Genomic DNA, 21,889 nt, shown 5'->3' with positions numbered 1-21,889 from the left:
AGCGTGCGCTCGTCGCCTACCACGCGTCCCCGGGTCGATCCTGGCAGGTGACGGTCATCGTGCGATCCGGCAGAGCCGACGGGTCGCGGCTGAAGACCATGAGGCCACCATGCTCACCGTCGAGGACGACGCCGGCCTGGGTCTCGGTGTACGAGAGCCCGAGCCATCGCTTCCACCCGAGCAGCTCGTAGAAGCCGGTCGCGCGTCCGGTCGACAGGAGCGCGACGCCCCATCGAGCGGCGATCTCGTCGTGCAGCCTCTCCATGGCCGACGTACCGACGCCCGCGCCCTGGTGCTCGGGGTCGGTGGCCACCGCTTCGACGTAGCCGGCGCTGCGCCACGGCTGGTCGCCGAACCTGATCAACCGCGGGACAGCGCTGGCATGACCGACGAGACGGTCGCCCACTCGTACGAGGACGTGCACACCACCGAAGGCGTGGTCGGCGTCGTCCTGCGTGAACCCTCCACCGAACGCTCGGTGCCAGAGCTGGCGCAGTGCCGCTCGGGCGGCAGCGTCCACCTGGTCACTGTCGAGCACGCTGACGTCCACGACCTGGAACCTAGCTCCACGTCTGTCCTGGCCCTCCTCCCCTTCGCGATCTCCGGCCCGGCGCCGGACGTCGCGAGGGCGATCCAGGAGGCGCAGGTCGAAGAGCTGTCCGAGGCCGGGATCGTGGACGAGATCCGCGAGCTCGAGGAGCTCAAGGCCCGGTGCGCCGCACGCCAGGCCCGACTCAGCGCCGCGCTCGACCGGCGGGTCCGTGAGCGTCATGCCCGCAGCGGCGTACGCCCGGAGCGGCAGGGCGCCGGCGTGGGCGCCCAGGTCGCGCTCGCCCGCCGGGAGTCACCCCACCGGGGCGCCCAACACCTCGGACTGGCCAAGGTGCTCGTCACCGAGATGCCGCACACCCTGGCCGCGATGGAGGCCGGGCGCTGCCACGAGTGGCGCGCCACCCTGCTGGCTCGCGAGACCGCCTGCCTCTCCGCCGAGCACCGTCGCGTCGTCGACACCGAGATGATGGCCGACCCCGGCGCCACCGAGGGCTGGGGTGACGCCCGCCTGGTCGCGGCCGCGAAGGCGATCGCCTACCGCCTCGACCCGCACGCCGCCGTGGAGCGCGCCCGCAAGGCGGTCGAGAACCGCTTCGTCTCGCTGCGCCCGGCCCCCGACACCATGAGCTACCTCGGCGCCCTGCTGCCCGTGGCGCTGGGCGTCTCCTGCTGGGCGGTGCTGAAGAACGCCGCCGACCACGCCCGGGCGCAGGGCGATCCGCGCTCGCGCGGCCAGGTCATGGCCGACACGCTCGTCGCGGCGATCCTCGGCTCTCGGTCGCAGGACGGGGACCAGACAGCGCCCGAGGTGCCGGCCGTCCCGGTGGCGGTCCACCTCACCGTCTCCGACGAGACCCTCCTCGGCGCCGGCAGCGAGCCCGGGTGGCTGCACGACTACGGCCCGATCCCCGCCGGGCTGTGCCGTGACCTCGCCGCCGACGCCGTCGACCGGGCCCACGCCACCCTGCGCCGCCTCTACACCACCAGCGCGGGCCAGCTGGTGGCCATGGACTCCCGCTCCCGCACCTTCGACGGCAGCCTGCGGCTCTACATCGACCTGCGCGACCAGACCTGTCGCACCCCCTGGTGCGACGCGCCGGTCCGCCACCGCGACCACGTCGCGGCGGTGGCCTCCGACGGCCTGACCCAGGCCGACAACGGCCAGGGGCTCTGCGCGGCCTGCAACCTGGCCAAGGAGGCCCCCGACTGGCGCTCCCGCACCGTGCACGAACCCGGAGCGCCACCGGGGCTGCACGTCGTCGAGACGATCACCCCGACCGGTCACCGGCACCGATCCCGGTCCCCCGGCCTGCCGCCGCCCGCAGACCTGCAGGCGCGGACCTAGTCGGACTGCGCGACGAGCTCGAAGGCCACCCGGCGCTCCTGCACGTCCGCCGTCACCAGACGGACCTGCACATCGGTGCCCAGCGGCAGGTCGACCCCGTTGCTGCTCACCCGCGCGTCCACGGCAGGTTCCTGCACGACGACCGAGCCCCTGGTCGGGTCCTTCTCGTCGACGTCCACGACGACGCCCGGGAACACCTCGCCGATCCGTTCCTCGAGCACTCCGGCCTCGACGAGGTCCAGCACGCCGCGCTCGTAGGAGCTGGCCTTCTGCGCCGAGCTCTTCAGGGTCGCCGGCAGCCCCGGCAGGGCCTGCAGCACCCAGTCGGGCACGGCGGTCCCCGCGCACAGCGCCACGCATATCTCCCCCGCGTAGCGGTCCCCGAGCCGACGCAGCGGCGCCGTCACGTGGGCGTACTCGGCGGCCAGCGCCGCGTGCAGCGGCTGCTCGGGCAGCTCGCCGTCGAAGCCGACGTACCCGCTGCCGCGCAGCAGGCGGGTGCTGGCGTCGACCATGGCCGCGTGGGCGGGCAGCGTGGGGTCCAGCGACCGGATGAAGTCGGGGTAGAGCATCTCGGCCGGCCAGGCGATGCCCAGGGCCCGGGCCGTGCGGTGCAGGCGCTGGACGTCGCGCGGGTCCGGCGGCGGCAGGGTGCGCAGCAGCCCGACCCGGGCGTAGACCATCAGGTCCGCAGCACCGAATCCGCTCAGGAGGGAGATCTGGGCGTTCCACTCCTCGATGGGCAACCGGTCACGGAAGGTCAGGTGCCAGTGCTCCCCCCGGACGTCGACCTCCTGCTCGGGCAGCGGCAGCGACACCCCGCCCCGGGCCGCCTCGCGCTGCACCCGCAACGGCCCGACCTCGGCGAGCAGGCGCAGCGTCTCGGGGGCAGAGCCGTCCGCGAGCATCGCCTGGGCCTGCTCGTAGGTCAGCTGGGCCGTCGAGCGCACCAGGGCCCGCTCGACCGTGACGTCGACGCCCTCGCCCTCGGCGTCGAGCCGGATCGTCCACAGCAGCGACGGCCGGACCTGGTCGGGCAGCAGCGACGCCGCATCCTCGCTGAGCGCCGGCGGGTGCAGCGGGACCCGCGAGCCGGGCGCGTAGAGCGTCTCGCCGCGGAGGTTCGCCTCGATGTCGACCGGGTCCCCGGGGCTCACGAACGCCGCCACGTCCGCGATCGCGTAGTGCACGACGAACCCGTCGCCGTCGCGCTCCAGGTGCATGGCCTGGTCGAGGTCGCGCGAGCCCTCCGGATCGATCGTCAGCATCGGCAGGTCGGTCCGGTCCAGCTCGGGCAGCCGGGGGGCCCGGGCCGCCTCGACAGCCGCCTGCTCCACCTCCGGCGGGAAGTCCGGGGTGACCCCCAGCTCGTCACGCAGGCGCTGCACCGCCTCGTTCAGACGGTCAGCTGAGACGCTGCCGTCGTCGGACCGGACCCGGAGCACGCGGTTGCTGGGCATGGAGGCACCATAACGACCACCATGCTGATCCTGCTGCCCCCCAGCGAGGGGAAGACCGCGCCGCGTCGTGGCAAGCCGCTCGACCTGGGCTCCTTGTCGTACCCCTCGCTCACCCCGGCCCGCGAGCGCATCCTCGACGCCCTGGTCGACCTGTGCTCCGGCGACCCGCAGGAGGCGGCCCGCGTCCTCGACGTCGGCAGCACCCAGCTCGACCTCGTCGAGCTCAACCGCGGGCTGCGCGCCGCTCCCACCGCCCGCGCCGACGCGGTCTACGCCGGCGTCGTCTACGACGCCCTCGACGTCAGCACCCTCTCCCCCGTGGCCCGGCGCCGCGCGACCGGCCGGCTCGCCGTCGTCTCCAGCGTCTTCGGGATGGTGCGCCCCGGCGACCGCATCCCCGCCTACCGGCTCTCGGGCGGCACCACCCTGCCCGGCGTCGGCCCGGTCGCGGGCACCTGGCGCGAGTCCCTGGGCCCCGCGGTCACCGAGGCGGTCGGCAGCGGCCTGCTCGTCGACCTGCGCTCCAGCACGTACGCCGCGTTCTGGCGTCCCGGCCCCGACGTCGCCGCCCGCGTCGCGACGGTGCGGGTCCTCCACGAGGTCGACGGCACCCGCAAGATCGTCAGCCACTTCAACAAGGCCACCAAGGGCCGGATGGTGCGCGCCCTGCTGGAGGACGGTGCCAACCCGCGCACCCCCGCCCGACTGGCCGAGGCGCTGCGCGACCTCGGGTGGCACGTCGAGGTCGGCGAGCCGGGACCCAAGGGCACCCAGCTCGACGTCGTGGTGCGCCAGCTCTAGCGGCCCTGCCCGGTCGCGGAGCCGCCGAGCAGCCCCAGGACGGGTTCCACGATCCCGTCGAGCAGGTCGGTGAGCCCGTCGGTCGCCGGCACCAGGACACCGGTCACCGGTCCGGTGGCGCCGCCGGTCGCGGAGTCGAGCAGTCCGCCGACCCCGGCCACGGCCGGATCGAGCACCCCCGAGAGGGTCCCTCCGCGCGGCGGGACCGGCGGGGGCCCCTGGGTCGGAGGTGTCGGGGGCGAGGGCGGCTGCGGGGGTCCGACCACCGGTGGCTGCGGCGGCGTACCGGTCCCCGCTGTCCCACCGGGAGTCGTCGGCGGGGCGACCTGCGGCTCCAGGAGCGTGCCGGCGCGCACCGGCGCGCCGCGGCCGACCACCCCGCCGTCGGTGCGGCCGCCCGGCTCGTCGGGCGTGGCGGCGGGCTCGTCGGGATCCGAGGAGCCGGGGACCAGCAGGTCGGGCAGCCGGGCCAGCACGTCGTCGCGGAGCCCGGCCCCGATGTCGGTGCTCACCAGCCCTCCGAGCGCGACGGCGGCGAAGACCCCGGCGGCGACCCGCATCCCCCACGTCGTACGCCGCTCGCGACGCACCGCGGCACGTTCGGCGACCGGCTCGGGCTCGGGCACCTCGGGCGCGTGGAGGGCGGCCGAGAAGCCCGGCATCAGGTCGGAGGGCAGGGCCCGCTCCGTGCGCTCCCCCGTGGGGCGCGCCCGGACCGCTGACCAGGTCAGGTGGTCGCCGGAGGAGGCATCGTCACCGGCTGGCTCTTGTGCCACCTGGTCCCCCCGGATCTCTGGCCTGCACGTCGACGCCCATCATGGCGCATCGACGTCCCGTCCGTGGCGGCTTGTGGCGGACGCGACTCAGCGGACGGGGTGACCGCCCCGGGCCAGCGCGTCCTTGACCTGCCCGACGGTGAGGGTGCCGAAGTGGAAGACCGAGGCCGCGAGCACCGCGTCGGCACCGACCTCGACGGCCGGCGCGAAGTGCTCGGCAGCGCCGGCGCCGCCGGAGGCGATCACGGGGATGGTGACCTCGCGGCGCACCGCCCGGATCAGGTCGAGGTCGAAGCCGTCCCGGGTGCCGTCGGCGTCCATCGCGTTGAGCAGGATCTCCCCCGCCCCCAGCCCGGCCGCCCGGTGCGCCCACTCGACGGCGTCCACGCCGGCCGAGCGGCGCCCGCCGTGCGTGGTGACCTCGAACCCGGAGTCCGTGCCGGGCGCCCGCCGCGCGTCGACCGAGAGGACCAGCACCTGGCTGCCGAAGCGGTCGGCGATCTCGGCCACCAGCTCGGGGCGACGGATGGCCGCGGTGTTGACGGCGATCTTGTCGGCCCCGGCGCGCAGCAGCCGGTCGACGTCGGCGACCGAGGAGACGCCGCCGCCGACCGTGAGCGGGATGAACACCTGCTCGGCCGTGGCCGAGACGATCTCCATCGTAGTCGCACGACCCTCGTGCGAGGCCGAGATGTCGAGGAACGTCAGCTCGTCGGCGCCCTCGGCGTCGTAGAGCCGGGCGAGCTCCACCGGGTCGCCGGCGTCGCGCAGGCCCTGGAAGTTCACGCCCTTGACGACCCGCCCGTCGGCGACGTCGAGGCAGGGGATGACGCGGACGGACAGGCTCACGCGGTGCCCCGGGTCAGCGCCAGCGCGTCCTCGAGGGTGAAGCGGCCCTCGTAGAGCGCGGTGCCGGCGATCGCGCCCTCGACGCCCTCGGGCACCAGGGTCATCAGGGCCTCGATGTCGGCCAGCGTCGAGACACCGCCCGAGGCGATCACCGGTCGGTCGGTGACCGCGCACACGTCACGCAGCAGCTGCAGGTTCGGGCCCTGGAGCATCCCGTCCTTGTTGACGTCGGTCACCACGTAGCGCTCACAGCCCTCGGCGTCCAGGCGGGTCAGGACCTCGTAGAGGTCGCCGCCGTCGCGGGTCCAGCCGCGCGCGGCCAGGGTGCGCCCGCGCACGTCGAGCCCGATCGCGATCCGGTCCCCGTGCTCGGCGATGATCTTCGCGCACCACTCGGGCTGCTCCAGCGCGGCGGTGCCGATGTTCACCCGACGGCATCCCGTGGCCAGCGCGGCGGCGAGCGACTCGTCGTCGCGGATGCCACCCGACATCTCGACGTCGATGTCGAGGGCGCCGACGATCTCCGCCTGCAGCTCCCTGTTCTGCCCTCGGCCGAAGGCCGCGTCGAGGTCGACCAGGTGCAGCCACTCGGCGCCGGCGTCCTGCCAGCGGCGCGCCGCGGCGACCGGGTCGCCGTACGCGCGCTCGGAGCCGGCCACGCCCTGGGCGAGCTGGACGGCACGGCCCTCGGTGATGTCGACGGCGGGGAGGAGCTGCAGGTAGTCGGTCATGGAGCCTTCCGGGGTGGGGGCCGCTCAGGAGCGGCGGAACAGCAGGGTGTGCAGGACGGGGGCGGCCAGGAGGGTGACCACGAGGGACAGGGCCGGCCACGCCCAGCCGTCGGTGAGCAGGGCGACCAGCACGTTGACCAGCACGAGCAGCGCGACCGTGGTGCCGCGCTGGCGGCGGTCGCGCTCGGCGAGGATGCCGGTGGGACGACGACGGCGTTGCGGCAGCCACGAGGCGAGCGCCCTGCGCCGCGCCGTACGCCGCTCGCGACGCTCCGCCTCGCTCGCGCGGGCCGCGGTCAGCAACGCCTGCTCGCGCATCCGTGCCTCGCGCCGGCGGGCTCGCTCCTTGCTCATGGCTGCATGCTCCTCTGGCCGGCCCTCAGAGGGTGGCGACCCAGTTGCGCAGCAGGGCCGCGCCGGCGTCACCGGACTTCTCGGGGTGGAACTGGGTGGCCCACAGCGGACCGTTCTCCACGGCCGCCACGAAGCGGTCCCCGCCGCGCTCGGCGGGGCCGGTCTCGGCCCAGGTGACCAGCGGTGCGCGGGTGCGGTCGTTGGTGACGAGCTCCCACTCGCGCACCCCGTAGGAGTGCACGAAGTAGAACCGCTCGCCCTCGACGCCCGCGAACATCACCGATGCTTCGGGCACCTCGACGGTGTTCCAGCCCATGTGCGGCACCACCGGGGCCTGGAGCCGCTCGACCAGGCCGGGCCACTCGTCGCAGCCCTCGGTCTCGACCCCGTGCTCGATGCCGTGCCCGAAGAGCACCTGCATGCCCACGCAGATGCCGAGCACCGGGCGACCACCGGCGAGGCGGCGCCCGATGATGCGCTCGCCCTTGACGGCGCGCAGGCCGGCCATGCACGCGGCGTACGCCCCGACGCCGGGCACCAGCAGTCCGTCGGCGCCCAGGCAGGTCTCGAAGTCGGAGGTGAGCACCACGTCGGCGCCGGCGCGCTCGACGGCACGCACCACCGAGCGGAGGTTGCCCGAGCCGTAGTCGAGGACCGCCACCTGGGGGCGACCGGTCACAGGGCGCCCTTGGTCGAGGGGATGCCGGTCTCGCGCGGGTCGAGGGCGATCGCGTCGCGGAACGCCCGCGCGAAGGCCTTGAACTGGGTCTCCACGATGTGGTGGGGCTCGCGACCGGCCAGCACCCGCACGTGCAGCGCGACGTGGGCGTGGAAGGCGATCGTCTCGAAGACGTGGCGGGTCAGCGAGCCGAGGTAGCCCACGCCGCTGCCACCGAGGGAGACGTACTGCTGACCCTCGGGCTCGCCGGTGTGCACGCAGTACGGCCGCCCGGAGACGTCCACGACGGCGTGAACCAGGGCCTCGTCGAGCGGCACGGTCGCGTCGCCGAAGCGGCGGATGCCGACCTTGTCGCCCAGTGCCTGGCGCAGCGCCTGGCCCAGCGCGATCGCGGCGTCCTCGACGGTGTGGTGGGCGTCGATGTGCACGTCGCCCTCCACCTGCACGGTCAGGTCGACCAGGGAGTGGCGGGCGAAGGCGGTGAGCATGTGGTCGTAGAAGCCGACACCGGTGGAGATGTCGTGGCGCCCGGTCCCGTCGAGGTCGACCTCCACCAGCACCTTGGACTCGCTGGTCTGGCGCTCGATGCGTGCGGTGCGGCTCGTGGGGCGGCTCATGGGGTGCTCGCTTCCTCGGTCAGGGGGTCCTGCGTCAGGACCTCGGTCAGGGCGGCCTCGAAGGCCATCATCTCCTCCGGGGTGCCGATGGAGACGCGCAGCCACCCCTCGGGGCCGGTCTCGCGCACCAGCACGCCGCGCTCGAGGAGCTGCTCCCAGGTGGCGTGCCGGTCGGCGAAGGTGCCGAAGAGCACGAAGTTCGCGTCGCTGTCGGCGACGGTGAGCCCCCGGGCCCGCAACGACTCCACCGTGCGGTCCCGCTCGGCGCGCAGGTCGTCGACCTTGCCGAGCAGCTCGGGGGCGTGGCGCAGGGCGGCCAGCGCGGCGGCCTGCGTGACCGCCGAGAGGTGGTAGGGCAGGCGCACGATCCGGATCGCGTCGCAGATGGCCGGATCGGCGGCCAGGTAGCCCAGCCGGGCACCGGCCAGCGCGAAGGCCTTGCTCATGGTGCGGGTCACCACGAGGTTGCGGTGCTCGGGCAGCAGCTCGAGCGCGCTCGGCGTGCCGGCGCGGCGGAACTCGCCGTACGCCTCGTCGATGACCACCAGCCCGCCCGGCTCGTAGGACGCGGCCGCCTCGCACAGCATCCCGACCGCCTCGGGCGGCAGCGCGGTGCCGGTGGGGTTGTTCGGGCTCGGCAGCAGCACCACGCTCGGCTGCTGCTCCAGCACCAGCGCGCGGGCCCGGTCGAGGTCGAGGGTGAAGTCGTCCTCTCGGTGGCCCTGCACCCAGTCGGTGACGGTGTCGCGCGCGTACTCGGGGTACATCGAGTAGGTCGGCGCGAAGCTCAGCGCCCGCCGCCCCGGGCCGCCGAAGGCCTGCAGCAGCTGCAGCATGATCTCGTTCGAGCCGTTGGCCGCCCACACCTGCGCCGGGTCGACGCGGAAGCCGCGGGTCGGCTCGGTGTCGCGCGACAGGTACGCCGCCAGCGCCTCCCGCAGCTCGACGTGCTCCCGGTCGGGGTAGCGGTTCAGCGTCGTCGCGGCGCGCCGGACCGCCTCGGCGATGTCCGCGGCGCAGGCCGCGGACGGGCCGTAGGGGTTCTCGTTGGTGTTGAGCTGGACCGGGGCGCGCTCCAGGGAGACCTGGGGCGCGCCGTACGGCGCCAGACCGCGCAGCTCCTCGCGCAGCGGGGGGAAGACCACGTCGTCGCCCTACCGCTCGAAGCGCACGCGCACGGCGGCGCCGTGACCGGGCAGGTCCTCGGCCTCGGCGAGCGTGACGACGTGGTCGGCCACGTCGGCCAGGCCCTCGCGGGAGTAGTCGACGACGTGCACCGACTTGGTGAACGCGCGCACCGACAGCCCCGAGGAGTGGCAGGCGCAGCCGCCGCTGGGCAGCACGTGGTTGGAGCCGGCGCAGTAGTCGCCCAGGCTCACCGGGGCGTGCGGGCCCACGAAGATCGCGCCCGCGTTGCGCACCCGGGCGGCGACCGCCGCGGCGTCGGCGGTGTGGATCTCGAGGTGCTCGGCCGCGTAGGCGTTGACCACCTCGAGGCCCTGGTCGAGGTCGTCGACCAGCACGGTGCCGGACTGGCGCCCGGTGAGGCTGGTGCGGATGCGCTCGACGTGCTTGGTCACCGAGACCTGCTTGTCCAGCTCGGCGTCGACCTCGTCGGCGAGCGCCTCGGAGGTCGTGACCAGCACGCTGGCGGCGAGCGGGTCGTGCTCGGCCTGGCTGATCAGGTCGGCCGCGACGTACGCCGCCTCGGCGGTGTCGTCGGCCAGCACGGCGATCTCGGTGGGGCCGGCCTCGGAGTCGATGCCCACGACGCCCTTGAGCAGCCGCTTGGCGGTCACGACGTAGATGTTGCCGGGACCGGTGACCATGTCGACGCGCTCGCAGGGACCGGTGCCGTAGGCGAACATCGCGATCGCCTGGGCGCCGCCGACGGCGTAGACCTCCTCGACGCCGAGCATCGCGCAGGCCGCCAGGATCGTGGGGTGCACCTCACCGCCGAAGTCCTTCTGCGGCGGCGAGGCCAGCGCGATGGACCGCACGCCCGCGGTCTGGGCGGGCACCACGTTCATCAGCACGCTGGACACCAGCGGCGCCAGGCCACCGGGCACGTAGAGCCCGACGCGGTCGATCGGCACCTTGCGGTGGGTGACCCGGGCCCCGGGACCGAGGTCGGTCACGACGTCGCGCTCGAGCTCGTTCTCGCAGGTCGCGCGCAGACGGGTGATGGACTCCTCGAGGCCCGCCCTGATGGCCGGGTCGAGCTCGGCCAGGGCGCGGCTCATCGCCTCCGGGGCGACCCTGACGTCCTCGCGCTCGACGCCGTCGAACTGCGCCGACATCTCCCGGATCGCCTCGATCCCCCGGGTGCGCACCGCCTCGGTGATGGCATGGACCGCGGGCACGGCGGCCTCGATGTCGAAGTCGGCGCGGGGCAGGGCCGTGCGGTAGTCGAACGGCTCTCCTGCCGCGCGCCCCGTGTTGGCACTGCGCAGGTCGATGCGGCGGATCATGGCCCTGAGTCTACGAGCGTCGCCCCACCTGCACCGATTCAGCGGCGGGCGGTGGACAGGCCCGGGTCCCCGCTAGGTTGGGGGGGTGAGCGACACCCTGCCGATGTTCCCGCTGGGCACGGTGCTGTTCCCTGGCGTCAGCGTGCCGCTGACGGTCTTCGAGGACCGCTACCGGGCCCTGGTCCACCACCTCCTGCGCATCGAGGACCCCATCCAGCGGGTCTTCGGCACCGTCGGCATCCGCGACGGCTACGAGCTCGGCGACCACGGCGCCCAGTCGCTCTACCGGACCGGGGTCAAGGTGCTGCTCACCGAGGTCGAGCCGCACGCCGACGGCACCTTCTCCGTGGTGGCCGTGGGGCTGGAGCGCATCGAGCTCGGCGAGCTCGACACCTCGGGCCTCTTCCCCGTCGGCCACATCGAGTCCCGGCCCGAGCCGGAGGACGACGTCGACCCGGTGCTGCTCGAGCGCGCCCGCTCCACGTTCACCGCCTACCGCGCGGCGCTGGCCGAGCTGCGGGCCGACCCCTACTCCGGCGCGCTGCCCCGCGACCCGTCGTACCTGTCCTGGACGCTGGCCGCCTGCGCCCCGCTGCCGATGCCGCAGCGGCAGTCGCTGCTCGAGGCCGACAACGCCTCCGAGCGGCTGCTGCTGGTCAGCGACCTCCTGCAGGGCGAGCTGCAGGCGATGAACGTGATCCCCTCCCTGCCCGCGACCGACGTGGCGCGCGACCGCTGGTCGCCGAACTGAGGCGCTCGTGGCACGTCGCACCGCTCCCGGCTCCGGGTCCCGCTCCCCCGGCACGCCCGCCACGCTCGCGCTGACCCGCGCCGGTGTGGTCTTCACGCCGCACGCCTACGAGCACGACCCCCGCGCCACGTCGTACGGGCTCGAGGCGGCGGCGGCGCTCGGACTCGACCCGGCCCGGGTGTTCAAGACCCTGATGGCCAGCGTCGACGGCCGGCTCGCCGTGGCGATCGTGCCGGTCGCCGGCCAGCTCGACCTGAAGGCGCTGGCGCGGTCCCTGGACGCCGCGCGGGCCACGATGGCCGACCCGGCCGCCGCCGAACGAGCGACCGGGTACGTCGTCGGCGGCATCTCCCCGATCGGCCAGAAGCGTCCGCACCCCACCGTCCTCGACGAGAGCGCCCTCCAGCACGACACCGTTCTCGTCTCGGGCGGACGGCGCGGCTTCGACGTCGAGCTCTCACCCGCCGACCTCGTCGCCCTCACCGCAGCGCGCACCGCCCCCCTGGCTCGCTGACCCGGCCCAGATATCACGCCCACCCGGCCCAGATATCACGCTCAGTCGGCCCAGATAGGCCTTCCCAGCTCGTCCATTTGGGCCGACTCGACGAGATATTTGCGCCGGGTCGCGAGATGGTACGTCGGTGGTCAGTCGGTGGTCAGGCGCAGCAGCGCGCGAGCGACGTCGCCGTCGGCGTGCGCACTGACCCCCAGGGCCCGCAGCTGGGCGAGGGCGCCGGCGGTGTCCGCCTCCGCGGCCACGTCGCCGACCTCACCGAGGTCGAGGAAGAACACCACCACGGCGTCGTCCGCGTCGGGCACCACCGAGGTGAACAGGTCGGTCCCACCCAGCGAGCCGCCCGCCTCGACCGCGTCGAGCCAGGTCCCGGTCGGACCCACGAGCACCCGGTCCCCGACCTGGCGGGCCTCGAGACCGGTGGCGAGCGGACCGGCCTCGGCCAGGGCCTCCTCAGCGCTGGCGAGGTCACCGCGGGTGACCGCGGCCACAGGTACGTCGGTGAGGGCGCCGGTGAAGACGGCCTCGAGCAGCGCGTCGGGGTCGAGGCCGGGGCCCACGGTCAGCGCGGCCGCCTGGCCGAGCAGGGACTCCAGGTCCACCGGGACCGACGGGTCCTCGCCGAAGGTCTTCTCGACCCAGCCCTCCGCCAGGCCGGCCGCGAGCACCGCGGTCGTCTCGTCGGGAAGGCCGGTGACCAGGTCGCCCACCCCGTCGCCCAACATCGCGGTCGCGTCCTGAGCAGCGCCGGCGGCCTCGATCTCCACTGCGCCGTCCTCGAAGCGCAGCACCGCAGCCATGCCCTCGAAGTCCTCGAACGCCTCGTCCAGCTCGTCCGGCCCCTGGGAGCCCGAGGTCTCGTCGGTGTACGCCGACGGCATCCCGGCGACCGCCCCGGGCCCGAAGAAGCCCCCCAGGGCGTCGGCGAGCACGCGCGGCGCCTCAGGGGCGGCGTACAGCGTCAGCACGCCGGCGTCCCCGACCTCACCGGTCCAGCGCCGGAAGTCCTCGTCCTCGGCCAGGGAGCCCTCGGCCGTGTCGTCGACCACGCCCCGGGCGATCTCCGGGGTCTCGGCCAGCACCAGCCAGCCGTCCTCGACCACCCATCCGGCCGACTCGCCGGCGTCGCTGCCGTCGCAGGTCAGCAGGTCGCGGACGCCCTCCTCAGCGGCCTCGTCGTCGAGGACCTCGACGACGAGGACCATCGAGGCCGGCTCGTCCCCGCTGGGCACGGCGGCGGCGCCGAACCGGTCGCCCAGCCACGGCCGGACGTCCTCGGCGTAGTCGATCTCGCACGGGGCGTCCGCGAGGACCGCCTCGGCGACGACCTGCTTGACGTCGATGTCCTCGACCGGGCCGTCGAGGTCGAGCTCGGCGGCGATGGTCGGGAGCTTCTTGAGCGTCTCGAGCGCCTCGAGCTTCTGTCGACCGCTCGGGTCGAGGTTCAGCCCGACGTAGCCGATCGAGTCGGCCGGGAGCGCCTCGGCTGCCTGCGCCCCCTCGGACAGGTACCAGTAGGCGCCGAAGGCGGCGCCACCGACGACGCCCAGGCCCAGCACGCCGAGACCTGCCAGCAGCAGCGGCGTACGACGGCGGGCTCGCGCCCCGTGCGGGAGCGGCCCTCCGCGCGCGGGCTCGAGGTACTCGGGGCCAGCGGGATCCTCAGGGTGGGTCACGGCTGGAGCCTAGCCGCGAGACCGCCCGGGTGGACCTACCTGCGCCGGCCCTGGCGTGCCGGCAGCAGGAGGTAGACGCTGCCGAGGCCGAGCGTGGCCGCCAACGGCCACGCCAGCAGCGCGCCGAGGCTGTCGAGTGTCAGGTCGCTGGGCAGGGAGGCGCCGCGTCCGGCCTCGGCGGCCAGCACCTGCGGGTCGGGCGGCCCGAGGGCGACCCCGACCTGCCACATCACGACCGCGCCGACGACGGAGCCGACCAGCACGACCGCGAGCGCGAGCAGCTCGCGACCGACCAGGAAGAGGCTCGACAGCGCGCCGAGGACGACCCCGCCGCCGAGCGCCAGCGCGACGTACTGCGCGGTCCCGGCGAACTCGTTGCGCAGCGACGCGAGGTCGTAGCGTCCCTCGGCATCCACGGCGAACCACTCGCGCCGGAAGACCGTCCCGATCGACGGGTCCCACCAGCGCTCCCACAGCCACCCCAGCCCGGCGCCGACCGTGGCGAAGAGGACCAGGATCACCAGGGCCTGCACCAGGCTGGCGCCCCACCCGGACCGGCGTCGCGAGGACGCTGCCACGACCTGCGCATCGCCGCCGAAGGGGTAGGCGTGCGGATGGGTCAGCTGGTCAGGCATCCCGGCCCCAGCAACGCCTTGAGGTCGGCGAACAGCGCCGGCGTCGGGGTCACCCGCAGCCGGTCGTCGAGCCTCATCACCTTCGTCGCCTCACGTGTCATCAGCCGCAACCGTACTTCGGTCATCCCAGGGTGGGTGCCGAGCACGTCCTTGAGCTGGTCGACCACCGGGCCGGTGCACCGGGTGGAGGGCATGGAGATGACCACCGGACCCGAGGGCCCGTCGGAGATGTCGGGGACCGAGACCTCCTGGCCATGGATCTCCGGCTGGTCCTTGCTGCGCGAGAGCCGGCCCTTGACGGTCAGGATGGCGTCCTCGACCAGGAGCGTCGAGGCGAGCTGGTAGGAGCTCGGGAACAGCAGCACGTCGATGCCGCCGTCGAGGTCCTCGAGCGTGATCATCGCCCACGCGTCGCCGCGCTTGGTGATCTTGCGCTGCACGGAGGTGACCAGGCCGCTGATCGTGATCGGCGAGCCGTCGGTGCGCTCCTCGTCGAGCATCAGCTGCCCGATGGTGCAGTCGCTGCCGTTGGCCAGCACGTGCTCGAGACCCAGGAGCGGGTGGTCGGAGACGTAGAGACCGAGCATGTCGCGCTCGTGGGCGAGCAGGGTCGTCTTGTCCCACTCGTCGATGTCCGGCACGGTCACCGAGATCCCGAAGGACCCGCCGCCGTCGTCGTCCATGCCGCCGAAGAGCGAGTCCTGGCCGATGGCCTCGTTGCGCTTGATGTCGACGTACTGGTCGACCGCGGTCTCGTGGATCGCCACGAGCGAGCGGCGCAGGTGCTTCATCTCGTCGAAGGCGCCCGCCTTGATCAGGGACTCGATGACGCGCTTGTTGCACACCAGCGCCGGCACCTTGTCCATGAAGTCGTTGAAGTCGGTGTAGTGCCCCTTCTCCTCGCGCGCGGCGACGATGCCGTCGACGACGTTGACGCCGACGTTGCGCACCGCGGTGAGCCCGAAGCGGACGTCCTGCCCGACGGGGGTGAAGTTCGCGGACGACTGGTTGACGTCGGGGGGCAGCACCTGGATCTTCATCCGTCGGCACTCGTTGAGGTAGATCGCCGACTTGTCCTTGTCGTCGCGCACCGAGGTGAGCAGCGCGGCCATGTACTCGGCGGGGAAGTTCGCCTTGAGGTAGGCGGTCCAGTAGGACACCAGTCCGTACGCCGCGGAGTGCGCCTTGTTGAAGGCGTAGTCGGAGAACGGGAGCAAGATGTCCCACAGCGTCTTGATGGCGGCGTGCGAGTAGCCCCGCTCGGTCATGCCCGCCGAGAACGCCTCGAACTGCTTGTCCAGCTCCGACTTCTTCTTCTTGCCCATCGCGCGGCGCAGCAGGTCGGCCTGGCCCAGGGTGTAGCCGGCGAGCTTCTGCGCGATCGCCATCACCTGCTCCTGGTAGACGATCAGGCCGTACGTCTCGCCCAGCACGTCCTCGAGGGCCTCGGCGAGCTCGGGGTGGATCGGCTCCACCGGTTCGCGGCCGGTCTTGCGGCGGGCGTACTTGTTGTGCGAGTCCGCACCCATCGGGCCGGGCCGGTAGAGCGCGCCGACCGCGGAGATGTCCTCGAACGTGTCGGGACGCATCGAGCGCAGCAGGGAGCGCATCGGACCCCCGTCGAGCTGGAAGACGCCCAGGGTGTCGCCGCGCTGGAGCAGCGCGTAGGTGGCCTCGTCGGTGAGCTCGAGGTCCTCCAGGACCACCGTCTCGCCGCGGTTGGCCTCGATGTTCTTGATCGCGTCGTCGAGGACCGTGAGGTTGCGCAACCCCAGGAAGTCCATCTTGATCAGTCCGAGGTTCTCGCACGTCGGGTAGTCGAACTGGGTGATCATCGCGCCGTCGGCGGGACGCTTCAGCAGCGGGATCACGTCGACCAGCGGCTCGCTGGACATGATCACGCCGGCGGCGTGCACGCCCCACTGGCGCTTGAGGCCCTCGATGCCGATGGCGGTGTCGACGACCTTCTGGACGTCGTTGTCACCGTCGTAGAGCTGGCGGAACTCGCCGCCCTCGCCGTACCGGGCGTGCGCGGGGTCGAAGATCTGCTGCAGCGGCACGTCCTTGCCCATCACCGCGGCAGGCATCGCCTTGGTGATCCGGTCCCCCATCGCGAAGGGGTAGCCCAGGATGCGCGAGGAGTCCTTGACGGCCTGCTTGGCCTTGATGGTGCCGTAGGTGACGATGTAGGAGACCCGGTCGTCGCCGTACTTGTCGGTGACGTAGCGGATCACCTCGCCGCGCCGGCGCTCGTCGAAGTCGATGTCGAAGTCGGGCATCGAGACGCGGTCGGGGTTGAGGAAGCGCTCGAAGATCAGTCCGTGCACGAGCGGGTCGAGGTCGGTGATGCGCAGCGCGTAGGCGACCATCGAGCCCGCACCCGAACCACGGCCGGGGCCCACCCGGATCCCGTTGTTCTTGGCCCAGTTGATGAAGTCGGCGACCACCAGGAAGTAGCCGGGGAAGCCCATCTGGGTGATGACGCCGATCTCGAAGTCGGCCTGCTTGCGCACCGCGTCGGGGATCCCCTGGGGGTAGCGCACCTGCAGGCCGCGCTCGACCTCCTTGATCAACCAGGAGTCCTCGTTCTCCCCCGGAGGGCACGGGAACTGCGGCATGTACTTGCCGACGCCCTCGGAGAACTCCACCTCGCAGCGCTCGGCGATGAGCAGCGTGTTGTCGCAGGCCTCGCGCAGCTGGTACTTGTCCGCCCACAGCGCCCGCATCTCCTCCGCGGACTTCAGGTAGTAGCCGTCACCGGAGAACGCGAAGCGCTGACCGGGTCCGTCGCCGGCCGGGATGTCCATCGTGGAGCCGGAGTTGATGCACAGCAGGTGCTCCTGGCTCTTGGCGTCTTCGCGCATCACGTAGTGCGAGTCGTTGGTGGCCAGGAGCGGGATCTTCAGGTCGCGGCCGAGCTCGAGGAGCCCGCCGCGCACCCGGTTCTCGATGTCGAGCCCGTGGTCCATCAGCTCGAGGAAGTAGTTCTCCTTGCCCAGGATGTCCTGGAAGTCCGCGGCGGTCTGGCGGGCCGCGGCGTAGTTGCCGTAGCGCAGGTGGACCTGGATCTCCCCGGACGGGCAGCCGGTGGTCCCGATGATCCCCTTGCCGTGCTGCGAGAGCAGCTCGCGGTCCATCCGAGGATGCTTGAAGAAGCCCTCGCGCCAGGCGCCGCTCGAGAGCCGGAAGAGGTTGTGCATGCCCTCGGTGGACTCCGAGAGCAGGGTCATGTGGGTGTAGGCGCCGCGGTTGGAGACGTCGTCGGGGCCGCCGTCGTAGAAGTTGACGCCCTTGCGCTCGAAGCGGGAGATGTTGGGCGCGAAGTAGGCCTCGATGCCGATGATCGGCTTCACCCCCGCGGCCTTGGCCTTGGAGTAGAACTCGTAGGCGCCGAACACGTTGCCGTGGTCGGTCATTGCCACCGCAGGCATCCCGAGCTCGGCGGCGCGTTCGGTCAGGGCGCCGAGACGGGCGGCCCCGTCGAGCATGGAGTACTCGGTGTGCACGTGCAGGTGCACGAAGGAGTCCGACGAGGAGTTCGCCATCGAGTCGAGCGCATCCCTTCGGGATCGTTGCGGGCAGGCAGCATCGACCACGTCCGGTGCGGGCACCGGGGCCGGGCGTCGATCCTGGGGAAGAACGTCAGCCTACGCGACCGACTCCGCCACGATGGCAGGGCGCACCGACACTCAGCCCCGCCCGGCGTCGAGGCTCTCGGTGACGATCACGTCGACGATCCGGGCCAGCCGCTCGGGGCCCAGCACCGGGGCCCGGCGCGCCATCTCGCGCGCGATCTCGGCCTCGCGGCCCCGGTCGCGACCGGAGGTGGTGCGGTACGGCTGGATGGCCCGGGTCAGCGCCACCCGGCGCGCCAGGAGGTCGCCGAGCTGGGCGTCGACGTCGTCGACCAGGCCACGCAGGAAGGCCAGCGGATCCTCGCCCGGCCAGGCCATCCGGACTTCGGGAGCCCGCTCGGGATTGCCCGAGCCGTCGGTGGTCTCGAGGTCGACGAGGCCGTGGTGGCGGTAGAAGGCACGCGCCGGCTCGTTGGACTCGAAGACCCACAGGCAGAAGCCACCGGGGCGCAGGCCCTTGGCCAGGTCGAGCAGCGCCGATCCGATGCCGCTGCCCTGCTCCGCGGGAGCGACGTACAGCGAGTGCAACCAGTCGTCGTGGACCATCGCGTAGCCCAGCAGGCTCCCGTCACGCTCGCCCAGCCACAGCTCGTGGGTGCTCAGGTCCCAGGACTCGACGTACTCCCGGACGAACGCGGCGTCGTAGACCACCGGCGGCATCGCCGGGACCGCTGCCGTGCGGACCTGCAGGTGCAGGTCGGCCACGGCCGCGAGGTCGTCCCGATCGGCCGGGCGCAGGAGCAGGTCGCTGGTGGCCTCAGTCGGCATCGCGGATCGTCTCGAGCGACGCGGCCAGGTCGTCGGGGTACGACGACTCGTACTCCACCTGCTTGCCGGTGTCGGGGTGCTCGAAGCCGAGGCGCATGGCGTGCAGCCACTGCCGCTCGACGCCGAACCGCTTGGCCAGCACCGGGTCGGCGCCGTAGGTCAGGTCGCCGACGCACGGGTGCTTCAGGGCACTCATGTGGACGCGGATCTGGTGGGTGCGCCCGGTCTCGAGGTGGACCTCGAGCAGGCTGGCGAAGCGGTGCGCCTCGAGCGTCTCGTAGTGGGTGACCGAGGCTCGCCCGTCGGCCATCACCGCGAACTTGTAGTCGGCCTTGGGGTGGCGACCGATCGGGGCGTCGATGGTGCCCTCCAGCGGGTCCGGGTGGCCCTGGACGACCGCGTGGTAGGTCTTGTCGACCGTGCGGTTGCGGAAGGCGTTCTTCAGCAGCGAGTAGGCGTGCTCGGACTTGCAGATCACCATCACGCCCGAGGTGCCGACGTCGAGGCGCTGGACGATGCCCTGGCGCTCGGAGGCTCCCCCGGTGGCGATCCGGAAGCCGGCGCCCGCGAGGTGGCCGACCACGGTCGGACCGTGCCACCCCGGTGAGGGGTGCACGGCCACGCCGACCGGCTTGTCGATCACGACGATGGAGTCGTCGTCGTGGATGATCTTGATGCCCTCGACGATCTCCGGTCGCACCGCCAGCGGGTCGACGGTGCTGGGGATGCTCACCTCGATCAGCGAGCCGGGGAACACCCGGTCGCTCTTGCCCGGCGCGGTTCCGTCCAGGAGCACGTACCCCTGGGAGACGAGGTCGGCAGCGCGGGTCCGGGAGAGACCGAACAGTCGCGCCATCGCGGCATCGACGCGCTCCCCCGCCATGCCGTCCGGGACGCTCAGGGCGCGCTGGTCGACGACCTCGCTCACTCGTGCTCCTTCGTGTTCTTCTTCGTCTTGTGTTCGTGCTCGCCCTCGCGGGTGCCGTCGAGACGGATCCCGCGGAAGGCCTGGACCAGGATGAGCGCAGCAGCACCGTTGATCGCCATGTCGGCGACGTTGAAGACCGGCCAGTTGGGCAGCATCAGGAAGTCGATGACATGACCGCGCATGGGGCCCGGCGCCCGGAAGATGCGGTCGGTGAGGTTGCCCAGCACGCCGGCCATCAGCAGCCCCAGCCCGAGGGCCCACAGGCGGCTGCGCAGTCGAAGGCTGAGCACCACCACGACGCAGGCCGCGACGATGGAGAGCACGCTGAGCACGACGGTGTACTCCGTGCCGGTGCTGAAGGCCGCGCCTGGGTTCTTCACCAGGCGCAGCACCAGCAGGTCACCGACGAGCGGGACGTCGGGCTCGCCCGAGAGGCGGTCGACGGCGAGCACCTTCGTGCCCAGGTCGATCGCGTAGACGACCAGCGCGACCAGGGTGAAGAGGGACCAGGTGCGACGGCGGGAGGGCCGGTCGTCAGGTGTCGCGGCCGGGTCTACCGCCGCTCCTCGCGCTGCTTGCATGTCATGCACAGTGTCGCACGGGGGAAGGCCATCAACCGCAACTTGCCGATCGGCTGCCCGCACGACTCGCACTCCCCGTAGGTGCCGTCCGCGATGCGCTCGAGCGCTCGGTCGATCTGGGCCACCTTGTCGCGCTCGATGTTGAGCACGCTCATCTCCTGGTCGCGCTCGAAGCTGGTGGCGCCGACGTCGGCCTGGTCCTGCCCGGCGCCGTCGCCGGAGTCGCGCATGAGGCCGTCGAGCTGCGCCTCCATGTCCTGCACCACGCCCGCACTGTGCTCGCGCTGCTGGTTGAGCTCGCCGAGCAGCTCGTCGAGCTCGGCCGGGGTCCAGTCCTGCTCGTCGTCCTTGACGACCAGCGAGCCGGCGCTGGGCTTCACGGTCTTGGCCTTCGGGGTCGCCTTCTTGGCGGGGGTGGTGGTCACGGGCGCTGCCTTCCTCTCCGGGGCCTTCGAGGCGGGGGCGCTCTTGGCAGGGGTCTTCTTGGCCGGGGCGGCCTTCTTGGCCGGGCTGGCCTTCTTGGCAGGGGTCTTCTTGGCCGCGGCGGGCTTCTTGGCCGCGACGGGCTTCTTGGCAGCCGCCTTCTTGGCCGGTGCCGCCTTCTTGGCCGGTGCCGCCTTCTTGGCGGGGGCCGGCTTCGTGGCGGGGGCCGGCTCCTCCGCCGGGGCGTCGTCCGGCCGTGCCCCGCGACCGATCACGCGGCGCGCGGCGGAGACCGCCTGACCTGTCAACGTACGTGTTCCACGAGCCATCGAGCCCGCCTCTCTCCGACGCCCCGAGACGAGCGCCGACCCCTGGCCGTGATCCTCGTCTCAGACCGCAGCGGTGGCACGGAGAGTAGCCGGTGACCCCGTCCCCTCAAAACCGCCACACCGGGTATGACGCGCGACGCGGCCGGCCCCCGAAGGGACCGGCCGCGTCACAGAGCCGTGCTGGGGTGAGCTGTGCTCAGCCCTCGTCCTCGCCGAGGATCGAACGCAGTCGCTTGGGCTGCGGGGTCTCCTCCGCGTCCGTGGCATCGGCGGAGCCGGCGAGCGCCTCGAGCTGCTGGGTGAAGTAGCTCTTGAGGCGCGAGCGGTACTCGCGCTCGAACGAGCGCAGGTTCTCGACCTCGCTGCTGAGCTTGTCGCGCTCGCGCTCGAGGTCACCGAACATCTGCTGGCGACGCTCGGCGGTCTCGGAGTCGAGCATCTGGGCCCGGGTGCGGGCGTCGGCCTCGAGGCGGTCCGCCTTCGACTTCGACTCGGTCTCGAGCCGCTCGGCCTTGGTGCGGGCCTCGCCGATGATCTTGTCGGCGTCGTTCTTGGCCTCGTCGACGAGCTCGTCGGCGTTGCGCGTGGCGATCTCGAGGAGACGCGCCGCAGCGTTGGACGCCTGCGGGACCGTCTCGACGCGGATCGTCTCTGCCGGAGCGGCAGCAGCCACGGGCACCGGGGTGGGCTCGGGAGCAGCAACCGGCTCCGGAGCGCGCTCGGGGGCCTTCTCCGGCGCCGGGGCCGGAGCAGCCGGCACAGCGGCCTGCTGTCCGGTGTCGCCACCGGTCTGGGCCGACGCGATCTGAGCACGCAGGTCCTGGTTCTCCTTGGTCAGACGAGCAAGCTCGGCCTCGACCTCGTCCAGGAACTGGTCGACCTCCCCCATGTCGTACCCCTCACGGAGTCGGACCGGAGTGAAGCGCTTGTTGCTCACGTCCTCGGGTGTCAACGGCATGACCTCACCCATTCATAGTCGTGGTTGTCCCGAGGACCGACTGCGCCCTCGACCTG

At 72.6% G+C, this 21,889-nt stretch carries 22 protein-coding genes; 4 read left to right on the top strand and 18 right to left on the bottom strand.

What is annotated here, in order from left to right:
• Positions 1 to 16: 16 nt before the first annotated feature.
• Positions 17 to 496, bottom strand: coding sequence for a GNAT family N-acetyltransferase (locus I601_RS21380; RefSeq protein WP_237089629.1), 480 nt, complete (start codon positions 494 to 496; stop codon positions 17 to 19).
• On the opposite strand from I601_RS21380, the gene I601_RS13650 reads away from it, so the two are divergent.
• Positions 383 to 1,897 carry an HNH endonuclease gene (locus tag I601_RS13650; protein WP_084527593.1) on the top strand — a complete coding sequence of 505 codons (1,515 nt, stop codon included), beginning with the start codon at positions 383 to 385 and terminating at the stop codon, positions 1,895 to 1,897. The two genes, I601_RS21380 and I601_RS13650, sit on opposite strands and share 114 nt — an antisense overlap.
• On the opposite strand, the gene I601_RS13645 is transcribed toward I601_RS13650, so the two are convergent.
• The gene (locus I601_RS13645) at positions 1,894 to 3,357 is read right to left on the bottom strand and encodes an RNB domain-containing ribonuclease (protein WP_068110702.1); all 1,464 of its coding nucleotides are present in this window, start codon (positions 3,355 to 3,357) and stop codon (positions 1,894 to 1,896) included. The genes I601_RS13650 and I601_RS13645 overlap by 4 nt on opposite strands.
• 21 nt (positions 3,358 to 3,378) lie before the next feature.
• Between I601_RS13645 and yaaA the strand changes: the two genes are divergently transcribed.
• Positions 3,379 to 4,158 (top strand): peroxide stress protein YaaA, encoded by a 780-nt coding sequence (yaaA, locus tag I601_RS13640; RefSeq protein ID WP_068110697.1) that lies wholly within the window; start codon positions 3,379 to 3,381, stop codon positions 4,156 to 4,158.
• On the opposite strand, the gene I601_RS13635 is transcribed toward yaaA, so the two are convergent.
• The 8 genes from I601_RS13635 to hisD all read right to left on the bottom strand — a co-directional run bounded on the left by I601_RS13635 (position 4,155) and on the right by hisD (position 10,635).
• On the bottom strand, positions 4,155 to 4,934 hold the full coding sequence (locus tag I601_RS13635; RefSeq protein WP_068110695.1) for a hypothetical protein: 780 nt from the start codon (positions 4,932 to 4,934) through the stop codon (positions 4,155 to 4,157). The genes yaaA and I601_RS13635 overlap by 4 nt on opposite strands.
• An 87-nt stretch (positions 4,935 to 5,021) precedes the next feature.
• Positions 5,022 to 5,783, bottom strand: coding sequence for an imidazole glycerol phosphate synthase subunit HisF (gene hisF, locus I601_RS13630; protein ID WP_068110693.1), 762 nt, complete (start codon positions 5,781 to 5,783; stop codon positions 5,022 to 5,024).
• On the bottom strand, positions 5,780 to 6,514 hold the full coding sequence (priA, locus tag I601_RS13625) for a bifunctional 1-(5-phosphoribosyl)-5-((5-phosphoribosylamino)methylideneamino)imidazole-4-carboxamide isomerase/phosphoribosylanthranilate isomerase PriA (RefSeq protein ID WP_068110691.1): 735 nt from the start codon (positions 6,512 to 6,514) through the stop codon (positions 5,780 to 5,782). The genes hisF and priA overlap by 4 nt, the downstream gene beginning before the upstream one ends.
• 24 nt (positions 6,515 to 6,538) lie before the next feature.
• Positions 6,539 to 6,868 (bottom strand): hypothetical protein, encoded by a 330-nt coding sequence (locus I601_RS13620; RefSeq protein WP_068110689.1) that lies wholly within the window; start codon positions 6,866 to 6,868, stop codon positions 6,539 to 6,541.
• 25 nt (positions 6,869 to 6,893) lie between these two features.
• Positions 6,894 to 7,547 (bottom strand): imidazole glycerol phosphate synthase subunit HisH, encoded by a 654-nt coding sequence (gene hisH / locus I601_RS13615; RefSeq protein WP_068110686.1) that lies wholly within the window; start codon positions 7,545 to 7,547, stop codon positions 6,894 to 6,896.
• Positions 7,544 to 8,164 (bottom strand): imidazoleglycerol-phosphate dehydratase HisB, encoded by a 621-nt coding sequence (gene hisB, locus I601_RS13610; protein ID WP_068110684.1) that lies wholly within the window; start codon positions 8,162 to 8,164, stop codon positions 7,544 to 7,546. Before hisB ends, hisH begins: the two co-directional genes overlap by 4 nt.
• Entirely contained in the window at positions 8,161 to 9,309 is a 1,149-nt protein-coding gene (locus I601_RS13605) for a histidinol-phosphate transaminase (RefSeq protein WP_068110683.1), read from the bottom strand. The genes hisB and I601_RS13605 overlap by 4 nt, the downstream gene beginning before the upstream one ends.
• A gap of 9 nt (positions 9,310 to 9,318) precedes the next feature.
• Positions 9,319 to 10,635 (bottom strand): histidinol dehydrogenase, encoded by a 1,317-nt coding sequence (gene hisD / locus I601_RS13600; protein WP_068110681.1) that lies wholly within the window; start codon positions 10,633 to 10,635, stop codon positions 9,319 to 9,321.
• An 85-nt stretch (positions 10,636 to 10,720) separates the two neighbouring features.
• Between hisD and I601_RS13595 the strand changes: the two genes are divergently transcribed.
• Both I601_RS13595 and ybaK read left to right on the top strand, forming a co-directional pair.
• Positions 10,721 to 11,386 carry an LON peptidase substrate-binding domain-containing protein gene (locus I601_RS13595; protein WP_068110679.1) on the top strand — a complete coding sequence of 222 codons (666 nt, stop codon included), beginning with the start codon at positions 10,721 to 10,723 and terminating at the stop codon, positions 11,384 to 11,386.
• A 7-nt stretch (positions 11,387 to 11,393) separates the two neighbouring features.
• A complete protein-coding gene (gene ybaK / locus I601_RS13590; RefSeq protein WP_068110677.1) occupies positions 11,394 to 11,900 on the top strand; it encodes a Cys-tRNA(Pro) deacylase in 507 nt (168 codons plus the stop codon).
• 131 nt (positions 11,901 to 12,031) lie between these two features.
• On the opposite strand, the gene I601_RS13585 is transcribed toward ybaK, so the two are convergent.
• The 8 genes from I601_RS13585 to I601_RS13545 form a co-directional block, all read right to left on the bottom strand.
• Complete coding sequence (locus I601_RS13585) at positions 12,032 to 13,576, bottom strand: DUF3352 domain-containing protein (protein ID WP_157520162.1); 1,545 nt, start codon at positions 13,574 to 13,576, stop codon at positions 12,032 to 12,034.
• 35 nt (positions 13,577 to 13,611) lie between these two features.
• Positions 13,612 to 14,211 carry a hypothetical protein gene (locus I601_RS13580; protein ID WP_068110672.1) on the bottom strand — a complete coding sequence of 200 codons (600 nt, stop codon included), beginning with the start codon at positions 14,209 to 14,211 and terminating at the stop codon, positions 13,612 to 13,614.
• Positions 14,196 to 17,756 carry a DNA polymerase III subunit alpha gene (dnaE, locus tag I601_RS13575; RefSeq protein WP_068110669.1) on the bottom strand — a complete coding sequence of 1,187 codons (3,561 nt, stop codon included), beginning with the start codon at positions 17,754 to 17,756 and terminating at the stop codon, positions 14,196 to 14,198. The genes I601_RS13580 and dnaE overlap by 16 nt, the downstream gene beginning before the upstream one ends.
• Before the next feature lie 144 nt (positions 17,757 to 17,900).
• On the bottom strand, positions 17,901 to 18,614 hold the full coding sequence (locus I601_RS13570) for a GNAT family N-acetyltransferase (RefSeq protein WP_068110666.1): 714 nt from the start codon (positions 18,612 to 18,614) through the stop codon (positions 17,901 to 17,903).
• Positions 18,604 to 19,497 carry an RluA family pseudouridine synthase gene (locus tag I601_RS13565; protein WP_068114939.1) on the bottom strand — a complete coding sequence of 298 codons (894 nt, stop codon included), beginning with the start codon at positions 19,495 to 19,497 and terminating at the stop codon, positions 18,604 to 18,606. The genes I601_RS13570 and I601_RS13565 overlap by 11 nt, the downstream gene beginning before the upstream one ends.
• A 41-nt stretch (positions 19,498 to 19,538) precedes the next feature.
• Positions 19,539 to 20,123, bottom strand: coding sequence for a signal peptidase II (gene lspA / locus I601_RS13560; protein WP_068110663.1), 585 nt, complete (start codon positions 20,121 to 20,123; stop codon positions 19,539 to 19,541).
• On the bottom strand, positions 20,096 to 20,875 hold the full coding sequence (locus I601_RS21495) for a TraR/DksA family transcriptional regulator (RefSeq protein ID WP_084527591.1): 780 nt from the start codon (positions 20,873 to 20,875) through the stop codon (positions 20,096 to 20,098). The genes lspA and I601_RS21495 overlap by 28 nt, the downstream gene beginning before the upstream one ends.
• 196 nt (positions 20,876 to 21,071) lie before the next feature.
• Positions 21,072 to 21,833 (bottom strand): DivIVA domain-containing protein, encoded by a 762-nt coding sequence (locus tag I601_RS13545; RefSeq protein ID WP_237089415.1) that lies wholly within the window; start codon positions 21,831 to 21,833, stop codon positions 21,072 to 21,074.
• Positions 21,834 to 21,889 lie beyond the last annotated feature (56 nt).

The organism is Nocardioides dokdonensis FR1436, from assembly GCF_001653335.1.
In the GTDB taxonomy this organism is placed as follows: domain Bacteria; phylum Actinomycetota; class Actinomycetes; order Propionibacteriales; family Nocardioidaceae; genus Nocardioides; species Nocardioides dokdonensis.
Note: the sequence above shows the minus strand (reverse complement) of the source record. Positions and strands in the feature narration are given on the sequence as shown.